Source organism: Azospirillum aestuarii, from assembly GCF_016632405.1.
Lineage (GTDB): Bacteria > Pseudomonadota > Alphaproteobacteria > Azospirillales > Azospirillaceae > Azospirillum > Azospirillum aestuarii.
Genome location: NZ_JAEPIV010000018.1, coordinates 36,448 through 57,295, shown reverse-complemented (window position 1 = coordinate 57,295; position 20,848 = coordinate 36,448). Strand labels below are relative to the sequence as shown.

Annotated in this window: 19 protein-coding genes and 1 riboswitch; of the genes, 12 read left to right on the top strand and 7 right to left on the bottom strand. The window is 71.1% G+C overall.

Annotation, left to right across the window (positions count from 1 at the left end; translation table 11 throughout):
* Positions 1-2: 2 nt before the first annotated feature.
* From JJL56_RS23675 to JJL56_RS23660, 4 genes are all read right to left on the bottom strand, one after another.
* Positions 3-890, bottom strand: coding sequence for a branched-chain amino acid ABC transporter permease (locus tag JJL56_RS23675; protein WP_059399141.1), 888 nt, complete (start codon positions 888-890; stop codon positions 3-5).
* Between the two features lie 152 nt (positions 891-1,042).
* On the bottom strand, positions 1,043-2,245 hold the full coding sequence (locus tag JJL56_RS23670) for an ABC transporter substrate-binding protein (RefSeq protein WP_200486523.1): 1,203 nt from the start codon (positions 2,243-2,245) through the stop codon (positions 1,043-1,045).
* Positions 2,246-2,306: 61 nt separating this feature from the next.
* Positions 2,307-3,029, bottom strand: coding sequence for an ABC transporter ATP-binding protein (locus JJL56_RS23665; protein ID WP_200486522.1), 723 nt, complete (start codon positions 3,027-3,029; stop codon positions 2,307-2,309).
* A complete protein-coding gene (locus tag JJL56_RS23660) occupies positions 3,022-3,786 on the bottom strand; it encodes an ABC transporter ATP-binding protein (RefSeq protein WP_040134438.1) in 765 nt (254 codons plus the stop codon). The genes JJL56_RS23665 and JJL56_RS23660 overlap by 8 nt, the downstream gene beginning before the upstream one ends.
* A 290-nt stretch (positions 3,787-4,076) precedes the next feature.
* A riboswitch (cobalamin riboswitch) is annotated at positions 4,077-4,291 on the top strand.
* Positions 4,292-4,480: 189 nt separating this feature from the next.
* Between JJL56_RS23660 and cobW the strand changes: the two genes are divergently transcribed.
* The 6 genes from cobW to cobJ all read left to right on the top strand — a co-directional run bounded on the left by cobW (position 4,481) and on the right by cobJ (position 12,722).
* On the top strand, positions 4,481-5,539 hold the full coding sequence (gene cobW, locus JJL56_RS23655; protein ID WP_145627416.1) for a cobalamin biosynthesis protein CobW: 1,059 nt from the start codon (positions 4,481-4,483) through the stop codon (positions 5,537-5,539).
* Positions 5,540-5,695: 156 nt separating this feature from the next.
* The gene (cobN, locus tag JJL56_RS23650; RefSeq protein WP_200486521.1) at positions 5,696-9,082 is read left to right on the top strand and encodes a cobaltochelatase subunit CobN; all 3,387 of its coding nucleotides are present in this window, start codon (positions 5,696-5,698) and stop codon (positions 9,080-9,082) included.
* Positions 9,079-10,566, top strand: coding sequence for a precorrin-3B synthase (cobG, locus tag JJL56_RS23645; protein WP_200486520.1), 1,488 nt, complete (start codon positions 9,079-9,081; stop codon positions 10,564-10,566). Before cobN ends, cobG begins: the two co-directional genes overlap by 4 nt.
* Positions 10,556-11,197 carry a precorrin-8X methylmutase gene (locus tag JJL56_RS23640; protein WP_200486519.1) on the top strand — a complete coding sequence of 214 codons (642 nt, stop codon included), beginning with the start codon at positions 10,556-10,558 and terminating at the stop codon, positions 11,195-11,197. The genes cobG and JJL56_RS23640 overlap by 11 nt, the downstream gene beginning before the upstream one ends.
* A complete protein-coding gene (locus JJL56_RS23635) occupies positions 11,194-11,946 on the top strand; it encodes a precorrin-2 C(20)-methyltransferase (protein WP_145627421.1) in 753 nt (250 codons plus the stop codon). Before JJL56_RS23640 ends, JJL56_RS23635 begins: the two co-directional genes overlap by 4 nt.
* Positions 11,943-12,722 carry a precorrin-3B C(17)-methyltransferase gene (cobJ, locus tag JJL56_RS23630; RefSeq protein WP_145627423.1) on the top strand — a complete coding sequence of 260 codons (780 nt, stop codon included), beginning with the start codon at positions 11,943-11,945 and terminating at the stop codon, positions 12,720-12,722. The genes JJL56_RS23635 and cobJ overlap by 4 nt, the downstream gene beginning before the upstream one ends.
* Before the next feature lie 26 nt (positions 12,723-12,748).
* On the opposite strand, the gene JJL56_RS23625 is transcribed toward cobJ, so the two are convergent.
* Positions 12,749-13,564: a cobalt-precorrin-6A reductase gene (locus JJL56_RS23625; RefSeq protein ID WP_247889555.1), complete on the bottom strand. Its 816-nt coding sequence runs from the start codon at positions 13,562-13,564 to the stop codon at positions 12,749-12,751.
* A 23-nt stretch (positions 13,565-13,587) separates the two neighbouring features.
* Here JJL56_RS23625 and cbiE point away from each other — a divergent pair, with 23 nt between their 5' ends.
* From cbiE to cobM, 3 genes are read left to right on the top strand one after another with little or no spacing between them, the layout of a single operon-like run.
* On the top strand, positions 13,588-14,814 hold the full coding sequence (gene cbiE / locus JJL56_RS23620) for a precorrin-6y C5,15-methyltransferase (decarboxylating) subunit CbiE (protein ID WP_200486518.1): 1,227 nt from the start codon (positions 13,588-13,590) through the stop codon (positions 14,812-14,814).
* Positions 14,811-15,221, top strand: coding sequence for a cobalamin biosynthesis protein (locus JJL56_RS23615; RefSeq protein ID WP_200486517.1), 411 nt, complete (start codon positions 14,811-14,813; stop codon positions 15,219-15,221). The genes cbiE and JJL56_RS23615 overlap by 4 nt, the downstream gene beginning before the upstream one ends.
* Positions 15,218-15,979: a precorrin-4 C(11)-methyltransferase gene (cobM, locus tag JJL56_RS23610; RefSeq protein ID WP_145627427.1), complete on the top strand. Its 762-nt coding sequence runs from the start codon at positions 15,218-15,220 to the stop codon at positions 15,977-15,979. Before JJL56_RS23615 ends, cobM begins: the two co-directional genes overlap by 4 nt.
* 185 nt (positions 15,980-16,164) lie before the next feature.
* Here the strand turns inward: cobM and JJL56_RS23605 are convergent, their stop codons facing one another.
* Positions 16,165-17,307, bottom strand: coding sequence for a cobalt-precorrin-5B (C(1))-methyltransferase (locus JJL56_RS23605; RefSeq protein ID WP_200486516.1), 1,143 nt, complete (start codon positions 17,305-17,307; stop codon positions 16,165-16,167).
* Between JJL56_RS23605 and cobA the strand changes: the two genes are divergently transcribed.
* The 3 genes from cobA to bluB are packed head-to-tail and all read left to right on the top strand — an operon-like array spanning position 17,306 to position 20,122.
* On the top strand, positions 17,306-18,112 hold the full coding sequence (gene cobA / locus JJL56_RS23600) for a uroporphyrinogen-III C-methyltransferase (protein ID WP_200486515.1): 807 nt from the start codon (positions 17,306-17,308) through the stop codon (positions 18,110-18,112). The genes JJL56_RS23605 and cobA overlap by 2 nt on opposite strands.
* Positions 18,105-19,466: a cobyrinic acid a,c-diamide synthase CobB gene (locus JJL56_RS23595; RefSeq protein ID WP_247891212.1), complete on the top strand. Its 1,362-nt coding sequence runs from the start codon at positions 18,105-18,107 to the stop codon at positions 19,464-19,466. The genes cobA and JJL56_RS23595 overlap by 8 nt, the downstream gene beginning before the upstream one ends.
* On the top strand, positions 19,463-20,122 hold the full coding sequence (bluB, locus tag JJL56_RS23590; RefSeq protein WP_145627431.1) for a 5,6-dimethylbenzimidazole synthase: 660 nt from the start codon (positions 19,463-19,465) through the stop codon (positions 20,120-20,122). Before JJL56_RS23595 ends, bluB begins: the two co-directional genes overlap by 4 nt.
* A gap of 9 nt (positions 20,123-20,131) precedes the next feature.
* On the opposite strand, the gene bdcA is transcribed toward bluB, so the two are convergent.
* A complete protein-coding gene (gene bdcA, locus JJL56_RS23585; protein WP_200486514.1) occupies positions 20,132-20,845 on the bottom strand; it encodes an SDR family oxidoreductase in 714 nt (237 codons plus the stop codon).
* Between the last annotated feature and the right edge of the window lie 3 nt (positions 20,846-20,848).

Genomic DNA, 20,848 nt, shown 5'->3' with positions numbered 1-20,848 from the left:
GCTCAGCGCTCCCGTCCGAAGAGGCCCGCAGGCTTGATGAGAAGGACGATCGCCATCACGACGAACACCACGATGTTGGAGGCTTCGGGGTAGAAGACCTTGGTCAGGCCCTCCAGCAGCCCCAGCCCCAGGCCGGTGACAATGGCGCCGAGGATGGAGCCCATGCCGCCGATCACCACCACCGCGAAGACGACGATGATCAGGTTGGTGCCCATCAGGGGCGACACCTGATAAATGGGTGCCGCCAGCACGCCGGCCAGCCCGGCCAGCGCCACGCCGAAGCCGTAGGTGGCGGTGATCATCACCGGCACGTTGATGCCGAAGGCCTGGACGAGCACCGGGTTTTCCGTGGCGGCGCGCAGGTAGGCGCCGAGCCGCGTCCGCTCGATGGCGAACCACGTCCCGAAGCAGACGATCAGGGAGGCGACGACGACCCAGCCGCGGTAGTTGGGCAGGAACATGAAGCCCAGGTTCTGACCGCCCTTGAGCGCATCCGGGATCGGATAGGGTTGACCCGACACGCCGTAGAAATGGCGGAAGGCGCCTTCCATGATCAGGGCGAGGCCGAAGGTCAGCAGCAGGCCGTAGAGATGGTCGAGCTTGTAGAGGCGCGACAGCATGGTCTTTTCAAGAACCACGCCCAGCAGCCCGACGATCAGCGGCGACAGGCCCAGCGCCCACCAGTAGCCGAGGCCGAGCTTCGTCAGCAGCAGCCACGCCACGAAGGCGCCGATCATGTAGAGCGCGCCGTGGGCGAAGTTGATGACGTTCAGCATGCCGAAGATGACCGCCAGCCCAAGGCTGAGCAGCGCGTAGAAGGACCCGTTGATGAGGCCGAGCAGAAGCTGGCCGAACAGGACCTGGGGCGGCACCCCCAGCAAGTCGAACATGACCGTCCCTCCCTGTATCGAGTTTTTGATTTTTTGATTGGGTGCTTGGGGTGGGCCCCCACCCTAACCCTCCCCCGCTTCGCAGGGGAGGGGGCTTAGCCCTCCCTCACCGAAGGTGGGGGAGGGTTGGGTGGGGGTCCGACGCGACAACCTTACTTCACCAGCGGACAACCGCTCTTGGCCGGGTCGAGGAACGCCTGCTCGGCCGGGATCGTCTTCACGATCTTGTAATAGTCCCAGGGGCCCTTGGACTCGGCCGGGGTCTTCACCTGGGCCAGATACATGTCGTGGAACATGCGGCCGTTCGCGGCGATCTTGCCGTTCTTGGTGAACATGTCGCTGACCGTGGTCTCGCGCATCTTGGCGGAAACCTTGTCCGCATCGTCGGAACCGACGGCCTCGACCGCCTTCAGATAGTGGCGGACGGCGGAGTAGACGCCGGCCTGGACCATGGTCGGCTTGCGGCCGGCCTTGGCCTCGAACTTCTTGGTCCACTCGCGGGTCTGCTCGTCGGTGTCCCAATAGAAGCCGGTGGTCAGCAGCAGGCCCTGGGCGGCCTGGAGGCCCAGCGCGTTCACGTCGCTGATGAACAGCAGCAGGCCGGCGAGGCTCTGGCCCGATTGGGTGATGCCGAACTCCGACGCCTGCTTGACGGCGTTGGTGGCGTCGCCGCCCGCGTTGGCGAGGCCGATCACGTCCGCCTTCGAGCCCTGCGCCTGGAGCAGGTAGGACGAGAAGTCGGCGGTGCCCAGCGGATGGCGGACGTTGCCCGCGACCTTGCCGTCGAGCTGCTTGACCATCTTCGTGGTCTCATCCTCCAGCGAATGGCCGAAGGCGTAATCCGCGGTGATGAAGAACCAGTTCTTCTTGCCCTGCTCGACCAGCGCGCGGGCGGTGCCGGCGGCCATGGCGTAGTTGTCGTAGGTCCAATGGAAGCCGTAGGGGCTGCAGGACTTGCCGCTGAGGTCGGTCGAACCCGGACCGGACATCAGGAAGATGCGCTTCTTGTCCTTGGTGATGCCCTGGACGGCCAGCGCGGCGGCGGAGTTCGGCACATCGGCGATGACGTCCACGTTGCCGGCGTCGATCCACTCGCGCGCCGTGTTGGCGGCGATGTCGGCCTTGTTCTGGTGATCGGCGACGACGATCTCGATCGGCGCGCCGGCGATCTTGCCGCCGAACTCCTCGGCCGCCAGACGGGCGGCGATGGCCGAGCCTTCGCCGGCGAGGTCGGCGTAGATGCCGGACCGGTCGTTCATCACGCCGATCTTGATCACGTTGTTGGAGACCTGGGCGTGCGCGGCCCCGGCGGTCAGCGCCAGCAATGCGGTCCCGCAAAGCAACGTCTTGAGCATTTCGAACTCCCTTCGATTGGCTTTGTTTTGAGTGTGTTCAGCAGAGGGGGTGTTGAACTCGTCAGACACCCAGATAGGTGTGCAGCTTGTCCATGTTCTGGGCGAGCTGGTCGTTCGGGATCATGTCCACGACATGGCCTTCCTCCATCACGTAGTGGCGGTCGGCGATGGTCGCGGCGAAGCGGAAATTCTGCTCCACCAGGACGATCGTGAAGCCGCGCTGCTTCAGCTTGCGGACCGCCACCCCGATCTGTTCGATGATGACGGGGGCCAGCCCCTCGGTCGGCTCGTCGAGCAGGATCAGGTCGGCGCCGGTGCGCAGGATGCGCGCGATGGCCAGCATCTGCTGCTCGCCCCCCGACAGGCGCGTGCCCTGGGTGGTGCCGCGGCCTTGCAGGTTGGGAAACAGCTCGTAAATCTGCGGGACGGTCATGCCGCCCGCCTTCACCACCGGCGGCAGCATCAGGTTCTCGTCCACGCTGAGCGAGGCGAAGATGCCGCGCTCCTCCGGCACGTAGCCGATGCCGAGGCGGGGGATCTTGTGCTGCGCCATGCCGATCAGCTCCCGGCCCTGGAAGCGGATCGAGCCGTTGCGCTTGCCGACGATGCCCATGATCGAGCGCATGGTGGTCGTCTTGCCGGCGCCGTTGCGGCCGAGCAGGGTCACCACCTCGCCCTGGCGCACGTCGATGTTGACGCCGTGCAGCACGTGGCTTTCGCCGTAGAAAGCCTGGAGGTCGCGGATCTCCAGCATGGTGGTCTTCACGGTCGCGCCGTCAGGCATGGCCCACCTCACCCGTACCCATATAGGCTTCCATGACCTGCGGGTTGCGCGAGACGACGTCGTATGCGCCCTCCGCCAGGATCTCGCCGCGGCGGAGCACGGTGATGGTGTCCGACAGATGGGCGACGACCGACAGATTGTGCTCGACCATCAGGATGGTGCGGTCGGCGGAGACGCGCTTGATCAGGGCGGCGGTGCCTTCGATGTCCTCGTGGCCCATGCCGGCCAGCGGCTCGTCGAGCAGCATCACCTCCGGGTCGAGCGCCAGCGTGGTGGCGATCTCCAGCGCGCGCTTGCGGCCGTAGGGCAGCTCGGCGGCGGTGTGGCCGGCCCAGGGGGTGAGGTTCACCGCCTCGATCAGCTCCTCGGCGCGGTCGTGCAGGTCGTGCAGGCTGGCCTCCGGCTTCCAGAAATGGAAGCTGGTGCCGCGCGGGCGCTGCAACGCGACGCGGACATTCTCCAGCACGCTGAGGTGCGGGAAGACGGCGGAAATCTGGAAGGAGCGCACCATGCCGAGCAGCGCCACGTCGGCGGGCTTCATGGCGGTGATGTCACGCCCCTTGTAGAGGATCTGGCCGCGCGTCGGCGTCAGGAACTTGGTCAGCAGGTTGAAGACCGTGCTCTTGCCGGCGCCGTTGGGGCCGATCAGCGCGTGGATGGTGCCGCGGCGAACCTGGAGGTTCACCTCCTTCACCGCGATGAAGCCCTTGAACTCCTTCGAGAGTCCGCGCGCTTCCAGAATGATGTCGTCGGCCATGGGTGCCGCTTTTCCCTCCCTGTTCGTCCGCGTCGTCTGCCGGTCCGCGTTTTTGGTTAGGCTGATATAAGCACAGGGCATGCCAATTGCGGGAAAATTCGTTAATTCATTGAAGTTATTGAATTCATGAAAGGAGGCGATGGGCGTCGCACGCGGTCCGGAGTGTCAGCTTTCCAGACAGACTGTACCGATCTTCCGACACACCAACGGCGGGATGGGCGGAGCGTTCCGGGTTCGACGGCACGGTTTTCGGGCGCCAAATGGCCGCTTGCAAATCGGGGGTCCGCCTGCAATTCTGCGCCTCCGACGGTGCCCCGTCCGCCGTGAAGGTGCGGGGATAATAGGGAATGCGGTGCGGACCCCGATGGGTCCAAGGCCGCGGCTGCCCCCGCAACTGTATGCGGCGAGTCCGCCTCCGGAAATGCCACGGGCCGAAAGGCCGGGAAGGCGGGAGGCGCGGCGATGACCCGCGAGCCAGGAAACCTGCCGCCGGACCGACACTCATCCAATCCGCCGGGTGTGGCGGAGACAGGGAAACCAGATCATGACGCATCGCGCCGTCCTCAGTCCGTCCGCATTGCCGCTCCAGGCCGCCTCCCTGTCGCTGGCCGTGTCGCTGGCCGCCGGGCGCCCGCTCCGCTGACCGGCGGACCGACCCACCCCATCCCCTATATCCAATTTTAGGAGACGGCCGATGACCACCGGCCCGCTGACCGCCGGGAAGACCCCGGCCACCGTCATCACCGGCTTTCTCGGCGCCGGCAAGACGACGCTGATCCGCAGCCTGCTGGAGCAGGCCGGCGGCCGCCGTCTGGCGCTGATCATCAACGAGTTCGGCGATGTCGGCATCGACGGCGAGATCCTGCGCGCCTGCGGCGACCCGACCTGCACCGAGGACGACGTGATCGAGCTGGCCAACGGCTGCCTGTGCTGCACCGTCGCCGACGACTTCGTCCCGGCCATCGAGAAGCTGCTGGCCCGTCCCCAGCCGCCGGAGCACATCATCATCGAGACGAGCGGCCTCGCCCTGCCGAAGCCGCTCGTCCAGGCCTTCCACTGGCCGGCGATCAAGACACGGGTGACGGTGGACGGGGTGGTCGCGGTGGTCGACGCCGCCGCTGCCGCGGAGGGCCGCTTCGCCCCCGATCCGGCGGCGCTGGCCGCCCAGGCCGCCGAGGCCGGGCAGCTCGACCACGAGACCCCGGTCGAGGAGGTGTTCGAGGACCAGCTTCTCTGCGCCGACCTGATCGTGGTGAACAAGACCGATCTGGTCGATGCCGCCGATCTGGCGAAGGTCGAGGACCTGATCCGCGCCGCCATGGCGGAGGGCGGCACCGGGCGCGAGGCCAAGATCCTGCGCGCCAGCAACGGCAAGGTCGATCCGGTGGTTCTTCTCGGCGTAAGCGCCGGGGCCGAGGACGATCTCGCCAACCGCCCCAGCCATCATGACGAGGAGGAGGGCCACGATCATGACGACTTCACCAGCTTCGTCGTGGATCTCGGCCCGCAGCCCGACCCGGCGGCGCTGGCGAAGACGCTGGAGCGCGTCGCCGCCGCCCATGGCGTGCTGCGGCTGAAGGGCTTCATCGACGTGCCGGGCAAGCCGATGCGCCTTCTGGTGCAGGGCGTGGGGACGCGCATCCAGACCCATTTCGACCGCTTCTGGAAGCCCGACGAGCCGCGCCGCAGCCGTCTGGTGGTGATCGGCGAGACGGGACTGGACCGCGACGCCGTGACTGCGGCGCTGGGGTGATCTTTGGCATTCATAACCCTCTCCCCTCTGGGGAGAGGGTGGCCCGCAGGGCTGATGAGGGGGTTGTCCGTGGCGCTACGTCCGGCACAAGCACACCCCCCTCACCCTAACCCTCTCCCCAGAGGGGAGAGGGGACTTCTTTTAAAGCTGTAGTCCATGCACCTACTCGCCGCCCGCCAGGAAGACCTCGACGCCGGCCCCCAGGCCGTGGACCTGGGGCAGAGCCCGGCGGACCTTGTCGTTCTGTCCTTCTCCGACAGCGACCTGACGGCGCTCGCCGCCTGTTGGAAGCGCCACCGCGACACGCTGCCGACGCTGCGGCTGGCGAATCTCGCGCGGCTGGGGCACCCGCTGTCGGTGGACCTCTACGTCGACTCCGTGATCCGCAAGGCGAAGCTGGTCGTGCTGCGGCTGCTCGGCGGGGCGGGCTACTGGCGCTATGGGCTGGACCATGTCGCCGCCGCCTGCCGGGAATCCGGGGTGGCGCTGGCCGTGCTGCCCGGCTGCGCCCAGCCGAACCCCGCCCTGGAAGGCTACGGCACCGTTCCGGCCGAGGCCACGCAACGGCTGTGGCGCGGATTCACCGAGGGCGGACCGGACAACATGGCCAACCTGCTGGCCTACGCCGCAACGCTGGCCGGGCAGGAGCGCCCCTGGCGCGAGCCGGCGCCCGTGCCGCGCTTCGGCGTCTATGAAGGGTGGTCCGGCCACGTCACCGGCCCCTGCGCGCCGGTCGTCTTCTACCGCTCCCACCTGCTGGCCGGCGATCTGGAGCCGGTGCACGCGCTGTGCGACGCGCTGGCCGCGCGCGGCCTCGCCCCGCTGCCGCTGTTCGTGGCGAGCCTGAAGGAGCCGGACTGCGCCGCCTGGATGCGCGCCACCCTGACCGCCCGCGACGCCGCCGTCATGCTGAACCTGACCGGCTTCTCGGCGGCGCGCGAGGACGGGTCGCCGCTGGAGGCCAACGGCACGCCAGTGTTGCAGGCCGTGCTGTCCACCACGCCCGAGGAGGGCTGGCGCGGTTCCGCCCGCGGCATGGGGCCGTCCGACCTCGCCATGAACGTCGTGCTGCCGGAGATGGACGGGCGCATCCTGACCCGCGCTATCGCCTTCAAGGCCGAAGGGGCGCTGGACCCCGATCTGGAGTTCGCCCCGACGTTGATCCGCCCGGTGCCCGACCGCGTGGCCTTCGCCGCCGATCTGGCCGCCGCCTGGGTGCGCCTGGGCGCCACCCCGCGCGCCGAACGGAAAGTCGCGCTGGTGCTGTCCGACTATCCGGGGCCGGGCGGCGGCATCGGCCACGCGGTCGGCCTCGACACCCCGGCGAGCGTCGTCGGCATCTTGGCGCGGCTGCGCGCCGAGGGCTACACGCTGGACAGGCTTCCCGCCGGTTCCGCAGCCCTGATGGAGGCGCTGACCGGCGGCACGACCGCCGCGCTGAGCCTGGAGGACTACCGCCGCCTCGCCCCCGCCGAGGCCCGCGCCAGCATCGCAGCATGTTGGGGCGACGAGGAGGCCGACCCGCGTTCCGACGGCGCGGCCTTCCGTTTCACGGTGCTGGCCTGCGGCAACGCCACCGTCGCCGTGCAGCCGAGCCGCGGCCACGGCCCGCTGACCACCACCCAGCACCACGACCCGGAGACACCGCCCAGCCACGGCTATGTCGCCTTCCACCTCTGGCTCCGCCATGCCCTGGGCGTCCACGCGCTGGTGCAGGTGGGGGCGCACGGGACGCTGGAATGGCTGCCGGGCAAGGCCGTGGCCCTGTCCGCCGAGTGCTGGCCGGAGATCGTCGCCGGTCCCCTGCCCTGCCTCTACCCCTTCATCGTCAACAACCCCGGCGAGGGCGTGCAGGCGCGCCGCCGGCTGGGCGCCGTGCTGATCGGCCACCTGACCCCGCCGCCGGTCGAGGCCGGGCTGCACGGCGACCTCGCCGAGCTTGAAACGGCCATCGACGAATATTCAATGGCGACCGGGCTGGACCCGCGGCGGCTGGGCACGCTGCGGCAGACCATCCTGGACCTCGCCTGGAGTTCCGGCGTCGCCGCCGACTGCAACCTGCGGCCCGACGACGACCCCGACGCCATCCTCAGCCGCCTCGACGCCCATCTCTGCGACATCAAGGAGATGCAGATCCGCGACGGGCTGCACGTCTTCGGCACCACGCCGGAGCCGGAGCGCCGCGCCCGCCTGCTCGCCGCCGTCGCCCGCTTCGGCACGGCGGAGGACGTCGCCCCGGCACTGGACGCCTGCGGCGAGGCGGAGATGGCCGCCCTGCTCGACGGGCTGGACGGGCGGTTCGTGAAGCCCGGCCCCGGCGGTTCCCCGGCGCGGGGGCGGGCCGACACGCTGCCCACCGGACGGAATCTCTACGCGCTCGACCCGCGCGGCGTGCCGACGCCGACCGCCTGGACGCTGGGCTGGCAGGCGGCGGACGCGCTGATCACCCGCTATCTCCAGGACCACGGCGACTGGCCGAAGCGGCTGGTGGTGGATTGCTGGGGCACCCCCGCCATGCGCACCGGCGGCGACGAGCTGGCCCAGGCCATGGCGCTGCTCGGCGTGCGTCCGCTGTGGGAGAACGGCTCCGGCCGGGTCACCGGCTTCGAGGTGATGCCCGCCAGCGTGCTGGGCCGCCCGCGGGTGGACGTGACGCTGCGCATCTCCGGCCTGTTCCGCGACGTCTTCCCGCAGCAGATCGCCCTGTTCGATCAGGCCGTCCGCGCCGTGATGGCGGAGGACGAACCCGACAACGTGAATCCCGTCGCCGCGGCCCTCCGCGCCGACCGCGCCGAGCTGGAAATCACCGGCACCCCGGCGGCGGATGCGGAGCGCTGGGCCAGTGCGCGGGTGTTCGGCGCCGCTCCCGGCGCTTACGGCACGGCGCTGCCCGGCATGATCGCGCGGGGCGACTGGGCCGCGCGGGCCGACTTCGGCGCCGCCTATCTGGAGGGAAGCTGCCACGCCTACGGCAAGGGGTTGGAGGGCGTTCCGCTGCCCAGCCTGTTCCGTCGCCGCATCGGCGGGGCCGACGCGCTCGTCCACCACCAGGACCAGCGGGAGCATGATGTCCTCTCCACCGACGGATTCATGCAGTATGAGGGCGGCTTCTCCGCCGCCGCCGCCTTGGTCGACAACGACCCGGCACTCTACCACCTCGACAGCTCCGAGCCGGAAAGCCTGACCGTCCGCACGCTGGGCGAGGAGATCGCCCGCGTGCTGCGCGGCCGGGCGGCCAACCCGCGCTGGATCGACGGCATGATGCGCCACGGCTACCGCGGCGCCGGGGAACTGGCGGCCAGCGTGGACACGCTGTTCGCCTTCGCCGCGACCACCACGGCGGTGCGGCCCCACCATTTCGACCAGTTGTACGATGCCTATGTGGACGACCAGCGGGTGTGGGACTTCCTGGCGCAGTCCAATCCGGCCGCCGCCCGGCATATCCTGGACCGGTTGACCGAGGCCCTGGACCGCGGTCTCTGGCACCCACGCCGCAATTCGACGGGCGACGATCTGCGCCGCCGCAAGGAGATGTCCGCATGAGCGCGATCAACCAGCCCTGCAATGCCCTGCCGCGCAACCCTCCCCGCCGGCGCGGCATGTGCCCCGGCGTCCTGGCCCCCATGGAGGTCGGCGACGGGCTGCTGGTCCGCGTGCGCGTCCCCGCCGGGGTGCTTCCCGCCGCTTCGGCGAAGCGGATCGCGGAACTGGGGCGTCGTTACGGCAACGGTCTGGTCGATCTCAGCCACCGCGGCAACCTGCAACTGCGCGGCGTCGCCGCTGCGGACATGGCGGCGCTGATCGCGGAGCTTCGCGCGCTCGGCTACGTCTCGGAGGACGCCGAGAGCGAGGCGGTGCGCAACGTGCTGACCTCCCCCACCGCCGGGCTGGACGGGACGGCGGTGCTGGACGTGCGCCCCAACGCCCTGGCGCTCGACGCCCGGCTGGCGGCCGACCGGGACCTCCACCGGCTGCCGCCGAAGTTCGGCTGGCTGATCGACGGCGGCGGGCAGGCCCCCCTGTTCGACAGCAGCACCGACGTGCGCTTCGACGCGGTGGACGGGCCGCTGTTCCGCGTCGGGCTGGGCGGGACGTTCGAGGGAGCCGCGGTGCTGGGCCACTGCCGCCCCGACGATCTGGTGGAGCTTGCGGCGGCGCTGGCGCTGGCCTTTCTGGAGCTTCGCCAGACGCTGGCCGAGCCACCGCGGCGTATGGCCGGGCTGGTCAAGGCGCTGGGGGTGGAGGTGCTGCGGGAGCGGGTGTCCGGGCTGCTGTCTTGCCCCTACCCTTCCCATGCTGCGCATGGGCCCCTTCCCTCCCCCGCTGGGCAGGGGAGGGAGATTCCCCCCCCGCAAACCTCATCCCCTCCCCTGCGAAGCTCTCGCGCAAACCAAAGGTTTGCGCTGACGCGGCAGGCGGACCTTCGGTCCGCCGAGAGCGGGGGAGGGTCAGGGTGGGGGCAAACGCCACCCACGCGACACTTCCTCGGCCGCCAACCCTCCTGGCCCCCTGTTTCATGGCTGGGCGTCGCCTTCCCCTTCGGCCGCCTCGACGTCGACCGACTGGAAGCGCTGGCCGCCCTCACCCACGAGATCCGCATCACCCCCTGGCGCGCCCTGCTGCTGGCCGCCCCGCAGGACGGCGCCGCGGAGAAAGCCACCGCCCTCGGCGGCATCCTCGACCACCATGACATCCGGCTGAAACTCACCGCCTGCAGCGGCGTCACCGGCTGCGACGTCGGCACCACCGACACCCACGCGGACGGCCTCGCCATCGCGGCGCGCGCGGCGGGCTTGCTGGAGGCGGTGCGGATGGTGCATGTCTCCGGTTGCGCGAAGGGCTGCGCCCATCCCGGCGCGGCGGATGTCACGCTGACCGCGCGGGAGGGCGTCTACGACGTCGCGCTGAACGCCGCCCCCGGCGGCGCGCCCTGGCGGTCCGGCCTGACGCCGTCCGAGGCTGTCACCGCCGTTGCCTCTTTGTCTGAGGCCGATCTGTCTGTTGAGGAGTTGTCCTGTGTCCGCTGAGCCGCTTTACGACTACATCCGCGATGGAGCGGCCATCTACCGCCAGTCCTTCGCCACCATCCGGGCGGAGGCCGACCTGTCGGCCATCCCCGACGACCTGAAGCCGGTGGCGGTGCGCGTCATCCACGCCTGCGGCATGGTGGACGCGGCGCAGGACCTGATGTTCTCACCCGACGTGGGGACGGCGGCGCGGGCGGCTCTGCGCGGCGGGGCGGCGATCCTCTGCGACAGCGAGATGGTCGCCCACGGCATCACGCGGGCGCGCCTGCCGGCCGACAACCCCGTCGTCTGCACCCTGCGCGACCCGGCGGTGCCGGAGCTTGCCAAACAGGTCGAGAACACCCGTTCTGCCGCCGCGCTGGAGCTGTGGGTGCCTCGGCTGGCCGGTTCCGTCGTCGCCATCGGCAACGCGCCGACCGCCCTGTTCAAGCTGCTGGAGATGATCCGCGACGGTGCGCCGAAGCCGGCGGCGGTGCTCGGCTTCCCGGTGGGCTTCGTCGGTGCGGCGGAAAGCAAGGACGCGCTGGCCGAGGCGCCCTTCGGCCTGCCCTTCCTGGCGATCAAGGGCCGGCGCGGCGGCAGCGCCATGGCGGCGGCGGCGGTCAACGCCATGGCGAGCGACGTGGAATGAGCAACAACACTCCCCCCACCGGCATCTCCACCGGCACCCTCTACGGCGTCAGCGTCGGCCCCGGCGATCCGGACCTGATGACCGTGCGCGCCATGCGCACCATCGGCGCCTGCCCGGTGGTCGCCTATTTCTGCAAGCGCGGCACCTCCGGTCAGGCCCGGCGCATCGCCGACGGCTGCATCACGGCGGAGCACATCGAGCTGCCGATGGTCTATCCGGTGACGGTTGAGTTGCCGCCCAGCCACCCCGACTACGGCCGCCAGATCGAAGCCTTCTTCGACGAGTCCGCCGAGCGGCTGGCCGAGCATCTCGCCGCCGGGCGCTCCATCGCCGCGCTGAACGAGGGCGACGCCTTCTTCTACGGCAGCTTCATGCACCTGTTCCTGCGGCTGGCCTCGCGCTTCCCGACAGAGGTGGTGCCGGGCGTGACCTCGATGATGTGCAGCGCCTCGCTGCTGCCGCGCCCGCTGACCCTGCGCGACGACGTGCTGGCCGTCATCCCCGGCACGCTGGGGGAGGAGGCGCTGCTGCACGCCCTGCGCAATGCCGACGCCGCCGTCATCATGAAGCTGGGCCAGAACCTGCCGAAGGTCCGCCGCGCCGTGGAGGCCGCCGGGCTGGCCGACCGCGCCTGGTACATCGAGCGGGCGAGCATGGCCGACCAGCGCGTGATGCCCTTCCGCGAGGCGCCGGAGACGGCCCCCTATTTTTCGCAGATCGTCATCCCCGGCGAGGGGCTGCGGCGATGACCGCCGATCCGCACGCCGGATGGTTGAAGGTGGTGGGTCTCGGCCCCGGCACCGAGGACTGGCTGACCCCGGAGGCCCGGCGCGATTTGGCGGAGGCGACCGACCTCGTCGGCTATTTCCCCTATGTGGACCGCGTGCCGCCGGGGGCGCAGGTGCGCCATGCCTCCGACAACCGGGTGGAGTTGGACCGCGCCCGCTACGCGCTGCAACTGGCGGCGGAGGGCCGCCGGGTGGCGGTGGTGTCGGGCGGCGACCCCGGAATCTTCGCCATGGCCGCCGCCGTGTTCGAGGCGCTGGACGATCCGGCCGCGCCCCCGGAATGGCACCGCGTGGCTCTGTCGGTCGATCCCGGCATTTCCGCGATGCAGGGGGCGGCGGCGCGGGCCGGCGCGCCGCTCGGCCATGATTTCTGCGCCATCTCGCTGTCCGACAATCTGAAGCCGTGGGAGGTGGTGCTGAAGCGCCTGCGTCTGGCGGCGGAGGCGGATTTCGTGATCGCGCTCTACAACCCGATCAGCCGCGCCCGCCCCTGGCAACTCGGCGCCGCCTTCGACGCGTTGCGCGACCTCCGCTCAGCCGAAACGCCGGTGATCCTGGCCCAAGCGGTCGGCCGCCCCGACGAGGCGCTGACGATCACGACGCTGGGTTCGGTCGACGCGGCGCAGGCCGACATGCGGACCTGCGTCATCATCGGCGCCTCGCACACCCGGCTGGTGCCGCGCGACGGTGCGCAGCCGTGGGTCTACACGCCGCGCAGCTATGCGGTGCGGGGGTGAGGGCGGTGTCGAAACGGGCCCCCACCCTAACCCTCCCCCGCTCCGCAGGGGAGGGAATCTGCTCCTCCCCCTGCGCAGCGGGGGGAGGTCGGGAGGGGGGCCCGACTCGACTGCCCCTCCAACCAGTCCAAAGCCGCCCCAGCACCATGCACCTCGGCCACACCATTGCCGGGCGGTCGCTCCACCATCACCACGGGAATGCCCCGGCGACGCGCCGCCTCCAGCTTCGCTTCCGTGGCACTTCCGCCGCTGTTCTTGCTGACGACGACATCCACCCGGTGCTTTTCCAGCAGGGCGCACTCCCCTTCCAGGGTGAAGGGGCCACGGTCGAGAATCAGGCGATAATCCGACAGGTTCGGCGCCGGTTCCGGCGGATCGACGGCGCGGATCACATAGCGCTTGTCCGGCACCGCCTCGAACACCGCGACCTCCTGCCGGCCGATGGTCAGGAAGACGTTTTCACCGAGCGGGCGCAGCGCCTCGGCGGCGGCCTCCATGTCCGGCACGACGATCCAGCAATCGCCCTCCCCCGGCTCCCACGGCTTGCGGGTCAGCACCAGCAGCGGCACGCCTGCCCGCGCGCAGGCCGCCGCGGCGTTGGCGGAGATCTGGTCGGCGAAGGGATGCGTGGCGTCCACCACCGCGCCGATGCCGTTCTCCACGAGATGCGCGGCCAGCCCGTCCACGCCGCCGAAGCCGCCGATGCGGGTCGGCAAGGGCGGCAGGACCGGCTGCTTGGTGCGCCCGGCCAGCGACACCGCCGCGTCGATGCGCGGATGGCCGCTGAGCAAGCGGGCCAGCGCCGTGGCCTCGGTGGTGCCGCCCAGAATCAGCGCCTTCATGCATGTCCTCCCTGGAGAGCGCCATGAATAGCACAGGACCGGGGCGCTGGCTGAGCGTCGTCGGCATCGGCGAGGACGGGTGGGACGGTCTGTCGCCCGCCGCCCGCGCGCTGGTGGACGGGGCGGACCTGCTGGTCGGCGGCGCCCGCCATCTGGCGCTGGTGCCCGAAACCGCCGGACAGGAGCGGCTGCGCTGGCCCTCCCCCCTTTCGGACGCCTACCCCACCCTGCTGGAGCGGCGCGGCCAACGGGTCTGCGTGCTGGCGAGCGGCGATCCGTCCTGGTACGGCATCGGCGCCACCCTGTCGAAACTCGTTCCGGTTGAGGAACTGTCGATCGTTCCGGCTCCGTCATCCTTCAGCCTCGCCGCCGCCCGCCTGGGCTGGCCGTTGCAGGACTGCGGCACGCTGACCGTGCACGGCCGCCCATTGGAACTGGTCATTCCGCATCTCCAACCGGGCGCGCGGCTGCTGGTCCTGTGCTGGGACGGAACGACCCCGGCCAAGCTGGCGGCGCTGCTGATGGCGCGCGGCTTCGGACCGTCGCGCCTGACGGCTCTGGAATCCATGGGCGGCCCGCGCGAGCGCCGCATCGTTGCGACGGCGGAAGAGTGGTCGGCGGAGCGGGTGGCCGACCTGAACACGCTGGCGCTGGAGTGCGTCACCGCCCCGGGCGCCCGCCCCCTGCCCCGCACGCCGGGCCTGCCCGACGACTGGTTCGAGCATGACGGCCAGATCACCAAGCGGGAAATCCGCGCCGTCACCCTGTCCTGGCTGGCCCCGCGCCGCGGCGAGCTGCTGTGGGACATCGGCGCCGGCTCCGGCTCCATCGGCGTCGAATGGATGCTGAGCGACCCGGCCAACCGCGCCATCGCCGTGGAGCACAAGGCCGACCGCGCCGCCCGCATCCCGGCCAACGCCGCCGCCTTCGGCGTGCCGGGGCTGGAGCTGGTGCGCGGCAAGGCGCCGGAAGCGCTGGGCGGGCTGCCGCAGCCGGACGCCGTGTTCATTGGCGGCGGGCTGACCAACGACGGCGTGCTGGACGCCTGCTGGTCGGCGCTGAAGCCCGGCGGGCGGATCGTCGCCAACGCCGTCACTCTGGAGAGCGAGGCGATGCTGATCGCCACGCACAAGCGGCTGGGCGGGCAGTTGTCGCAGATCGCCGTCAGCCGCGCCGCCCCGATCGGCGGCTTCACCGGCTGGCGCCCACTGATGCCCGTGACGCTGTGGCTGGCGGAGAAGCCACTGTGACGGCGGCTCCAATCATCGCGGCGGGCATCGGTTGCCGGGCGGGCTGCCCCGGTGATGAGATCGCCGGGCTGCTCCGCGCCGCCTTCGATGAGGCCGCTCTGGACGACGACGCACGCCGCGCCGTGCAACTGGCGGCACCGATGCGCAAGCGCAACGAAGCCGGGGTGGCGGAGGCGGCGCGTCTGCTCGCCCTGCCGCTCCGGTTCGTTGACGATTCAGCGTTGGCCGCGGTTCAGGACCGGGTGCAAACCCGCTCGACCCGCGTCGAGGCCGCTGTGGGCGTCGCCTCGGTCGCCGAGGCCGCGGCGCTGACCGCCGCCGGACCGGGGTCCACCATTCTGCTGCCGCGCCGTTCCACCCCGCGCGCCACCTGCGCGCTGGCGATTTCCAGGGATTGTTTCGCATGACCGTGCATTTCATAGGCGCCGGACCGGGCGCGCCCGACCTGCTGACCCTGCGCGGGCGCGACCTGATCGCGTCCTGCCCGGTCTGCCTCTACGCCGGGTCGCTGGTGCCCAAGGAGATCATCGCCCACGCTCCGCCGGGCGCCCGGATCGTCGACACCGCCCCGATGACGCTCGACCAGATCGTCGCCGAGTTCAAAACGGCGCATGAAGCCGGGCAGGACGTGGCCCGGCTGCATTCCGGCGACCTTTCGGTCTACAGCGCGCTCGGCGAGCAGACGCGGGCGCTGCGCGAACTGGGCATCCCCTACGACATCACGCCGGGCGTGCCGGCCTTCGCCGCGGCCTCGGCCGCGTTGGGGCGGGAACTGACCCTGCCGGAGGTCAGCCAGACGCTGATTTTGACACGGACGGAGGGCCGCGCCTCGGCCATGCCGGCGAACGAGACGCTTGAGGTGCTGGGACGCTCGGGCGCCACGCTGGCCATCCACCTGTCGATCCACGTCATCGACCGGGTGGTGGAGCGGCTGACCCCGCTCTACGGCGCGGAATGCCCGGCGGCGGTGGTCTACCGGGCGAGTTGGCCGGAGGAGCGGGTGCTGCGCGGCACGCTGGCGGACATCGCCGCCCAGGTGGCGGAGTCGCCGATGGAGCGCACCGCCCTGATCCTGGTCGGCCCGGCGCTGGGGGTGGAGGATTTCCGGTGCAGCGCGCTCTACGACGGGTCGCATGTGCGCCGCTATCGAGGGCTGGGGGAGTGAGAAGGCTCTTTTCTCCCTCTCCCCTCCGCTTACGCGCAAACAACGTTTGCGCTGACGCGACAGGCGGACCTTTGGTCCGCCGAAAGCGGGGAGAGGGGCGGGGTGAGGGGGTCCGGCGGTTGCCGAACGTTCCGGTCCCCCCTGAACCCCCTCACCCTAACCCTCTCCCCAGAGGGGAGAGGGGACTAAAGGGCGCTCCACCCGGACGTTCCGACGATGTTGCCCTGGCGGTCGGTGACCAGCACCTCGACCGCAACGGGGGCGCCGTCGAGCGTGTCCAGCGCCGTGCGCTGGGCCAGCGCCGCCACACGGTCGGCCAGCGGCAGGCCGGCCTCTTTGGCGATGGCCAGGACCTGCGCGGCGGTGTTGGCGGCGCGGGCCTCGGCCACGGTGTCCGGAGCGGCGCCCAGTTCGGCCATGCGGTCGGCCAGCCAGTCGAGATCGACGCTGCCGCGCTTGGAATGCAGGTCGAGCAGGCCGCGCGCCAGCTTGCCGAACTTGGCGAAGCCGCCGCACAAGGTCAGGCGCGGGATCGGGTGGCGGCGCAGGTACTTCAGCGTGCCCCCCGCGAAATCCCCCATGTCGAGCAGCGCGTGCTCCGGCAGGCCGTAGCGCGCGACGACCGCCTTTTCCGAGGTATCCCCGGTGCAGGCCGCGACGTGGCTCAGCCCCGCCGCCCGCGCCACGTCGACGCCGCGCTGGATCGAGGCGATCCAGGCCGCGCAGGAATAGGGCACGACGATCCCCGTCGTCCCCAGGATCGACAGGCCGCCGAGGATGCCCAGACGCGGGTTCATGGTGCGGCGGGCCAGCGCCTCCCCATTCTCGACCGAGACTTCGACCACGATGTCGGGGGCCTCGGCGGCCAGCGCCGCGGCCTCCGCGACCGCTTGGCGGATCATCGCGCGGGGCACCGGGTTGATGGCGGGTTCGCCGACCGGGACCGGCAGGCCGGGGCGGGTCACCGTGCCCACCCCCTCCCCCGCGCGGAAGACGACGCCCTGGCCGGGCGCGGCGCGGCTGACGCGAGCGCGGATCAGCGCGCCGTGGGTGACGTCCGGGTCGTCGCCGGCGTCCTTGACCACGCCCGCCGCCGCCCAGCCGTCGCCGCGGTCCGTCCAGGCGAGCGCGAAGGCTGGCGTCTGGCCGCCGGGCAGGGTTACCGTCACCGGATCGGGAAAGTCGCCGGAGAACAGCGCCCCGCAGGCCGCCCGCGCGGCGGCGGTGGCGCAGGTGCCCGTCGTCCAGCCCCGCCGCAGCGCCTTGCCGTCGCCGTTACCGTTTCCCTCGCCGTCCACACCGTTTTCCGTCGCTGAGTGCTCGTCCATGACCGCAGAGCCGTCGCCCGACTCCCTTTCTCTTCCTTTGGAACTGGCCGACTTCCGGCCCGGCAGCGTGTGGCTGGCGGGGGCTGGCCCCGGCGATCCCGGCCTGCTGACCCTGTTGGCCCTGCAAGGTCTAAGGCAAGCCGACGTGATCGTCCATGACGCGCTGGTCGGCGAACGGATCATGGCGCTGGCGGCGCCCTCGGCAAGGCTGGAGTTCGCCGGGAAACGCGGCGGCAAGCCCTCCGCCCATCAGGACGACATCACCAACCGCCTGATCGAGCTGGCGCGCGAGGGGCACCGCGTGCTGCGGCTGAAGGGCGGCGACCCCTTCGTGTTCGGGCGCGGCGGGGAGGAGGCGCAGGCGCTGGCCGAGCAGGGCATCCCCTTCCGCATCATCCCCGGCATCACGGCGGGCCTCGCCGGCCCGGCCTACGCCGGCATCCCGGCCACCCACCGCACGGCGAACCAGGCGGTGATCCTGGCGACCGGCCACTCCTGCGCGGGCGGGCCGGACTGGAAGGCGTTGGCCGCGACGGGCGCGCCGCTGATCCTCTACATGGCCTGGAAGGGCCTGCCCGGCATCGCCGCCGCCCTGATGGAGGGCGGGCGGTCCGCCGACACGCCGGTCGGCGTGGTGACCGACGCGACGACCGAGCGGCAGCGCGTGCTGGTGACCTCGCTCGGCACCTGCGTCGCCGATCTGGAGGAGAGCGGACTGGAGCCCCCGGCCATCATCGTGATCGGCGAGGTGGTGCGGCTGCGCCCCGTGCTCGACTGGCTGCCCAAGGAGGCTCCCCATGGCTGAGGCCCCCATGCCTGAGGCTGCACCGCGCGGGCTGATCGTCGGGGCGCCGGCGTCGGGCACCGGCAAGACCACCGTCACGCTGGGGCTGCTGGTGGCCCTGAAGGCGCGCGGCCTGCGCGTCGGCGCGGTGAAGGCGGGGCCGGACTACATCGACCCGGCCTTCCATCAGGCGGCGACCGGACGGCCCAGCGTCAACCTCGACAACTGGGCGATGGGGCCGGACCTGCTGGACTCGTTGGCCCGCCGCGCCGGGGACGGAACCGACCTGCTGGTCTGCGAGGCCCTGATGGGCCTGTTCGACGGGGTGGCGGGCGTCGGGGCGACCGGCACCGGCGCCACCTCCGAACTGGCGGCGCGCACCGGCTGGCCGGTGATCCTGGTGGTCAACGCCAAGGGCCAGTCGCAATCCGCCGCCGCCCTGGTCAAGGGCTTCGCCAGCTATCGCGACGATGTGCGGATCGGCGGGGTGATCCTGAACAACATCGCCAGCCCGCGCCACCTCGCCTTGGCCGGCGGCGCCATCGAGGCGCTGGGCATCCCCGTCCTCGGTTCGCTGCCCCGCACCCCCGACGTGATTCTGCCCGAACGCCATCTCGGTCTGATCCAGGCGGAGGAGACGGCGGACCTTCAGGAGCGTCTGGCGGCGCTGGGCCGCTTCATCGCGCAGCATGTCGATCTCGACCGGGTGGCCGCACTGGCGGCCCCTTCCCGCGCGCCGGAAGGACGTTATGCGCCCGCCCTGCCACCGCTGGGCCAGCGCATCGCCATCGCGCGGGACGCCGCCTTCACCTTCGTCTACCCGCATCTGCTGGAGGGCTGGCGCGCGGCGGGCGCCGAGGTGACGCACTTCTCCCCCCTGGCCGACGAGGCGCCCCCCGACGACGCGGACGCCGTCTATCTGCCCGGCGGCTATCCGGAACTGCACGCCGGACGGCTCGCCGCCGCCGGACGCTTCCGCGACGGAATGCACCGCGTCGCCGCGCTCGGGCGCCCGATCTACGGCGAGTGCGGCGGCTACATGGCGCTGGGCGAGTCGCTGGAGGACGCGGCGGGCACCACCCACCCGATGCTCGGGCTGCTCGGGGTGCGGACCTCGTTCGCCAAGCGCAAGCTGCATCTGGGATACCGCCGCGCCGTCCTGCTGGGCGACACGCCGCTGGGCCGGGCGGGCACGGCGCTGCGCGGGCACGAGTTCCATTACGCCTCGATCCTCGACCGCGGAAGTGACGAGCCGCTGGTCACCGCCACGGCGGCGGACGGGTCGGACCTCGGGCCGCTCGGCGGTCGGCGCGGCAGCGTCTTCGCCAGCTTCTTCCACGTCATCGCGGCGGATCAGGATCGGAAAGGGTCATGAACGACCACGCCTTCGCACCAGAGGAGCGGGACGCGCTCTACAAGGCGATCTTCTCGCGCCGCGACGTGCGCGGGCAGTTCGCCCCCGACCCGGTGCCCGACGCGGTGCTGACCCGCGTGCTGACCGCCGCGCACCACGCGCCGTCCGTGGGCTTCATGCAGCCTTGGAACTTCATCGTCGTCCAGGACCCGGCGGTGAAGGCGCAAATCCACGCCGATTTCTCCCAGGCCAATGAGGAGGCCGCCGCCCTCTTCACCGGGGAGCGCAAGGCGCTCTACAGCCGCCTGAAGCTGGAAGGCATCCGCGAGGCGCCGGTCAACCTGTGCATCACCTGCGACCGTGAGCGCTCCGGCCCGGTAGTGCTGGGGCGCACGCACATCCCGACCATGGACCTCTACTCCTGCGTCTGCGCGGTGCAGAACCTCTGGCTGGCCGCGCGGGCGGAGGGGCTGGGCGTCGGCTGGGTCAGCATCCTGCACGAGGACAAGCTGCGCGAGGCGCTGGGCATCCCGGAGCGGATCGTCCCTGTGGCCTATCTCTGCCTCGGCTACGTCTCCCACTTCCACGAGACGCCGGAACTCGAGAAAGCCGGCTGGCGCAGCCGGCTCCCCCTTGAGGACCTCGTCTTCCGCGACCGCTGGGGCGAGACGACGTAGACGCCGCCGTCAGGCTCCGAAGCCGCCGTCGATGGTCTGGAACGTGCCGGTGATCATCGCGCCGTGCGGACCGGCGACGAAGGCGGTCAGTTCGGCAACCTCGCTGGCGTGAGCGTAACGCTTGATCGCCATGAAGCCACGCATGGCCTCGGCCATCGGACCGTCGGCCGGATTCATGTCGCTGTCGGTCGGCCCCGGCTGGATGGCGTTGACGGTGATCCCACGGTCCCCGAAATCGCGCGCCAGGCCGCGCACCATGCCCTGCACCGCCGATTTTGTGAGCGCGTAGGCCGCCCCGCCCGCGAAGGGCATGCGGTCGCCGTTGACCGACCCGATGACGATGATCCGCCCCGGCCCGGTCATGTGGCGCGCCGCCTCGACCGCGGCGTGGTAAGGCCCGCGCACGTTGATGTCGATCATGCGGTCCACCGCGTCGGGGTCGAAGGTCAGCGGATCGCCGATGACCGCGACCCCGGCGTTGACGACCAGCACGTCCAGCGCGCCCCGCCCGGCCACCGTGGCGACCAGCGCGTCGCGGTCGGCGCTGTCGGTGCGGATCGCCTCCGCCCCGGACTCTGTTGCCAGCGCCGCCGCGGCCTCCGCCGAACCGGCGTAGGTGAAGGCGACGCGCCCGCCGCCCGCCGCGAAGCGCTCAACGATGGCCTTGCCGATGCCCCGGCTGCCGCCCAGCACCAGAATGTTCTTTCCCGCGAAGTCGCCCATGAT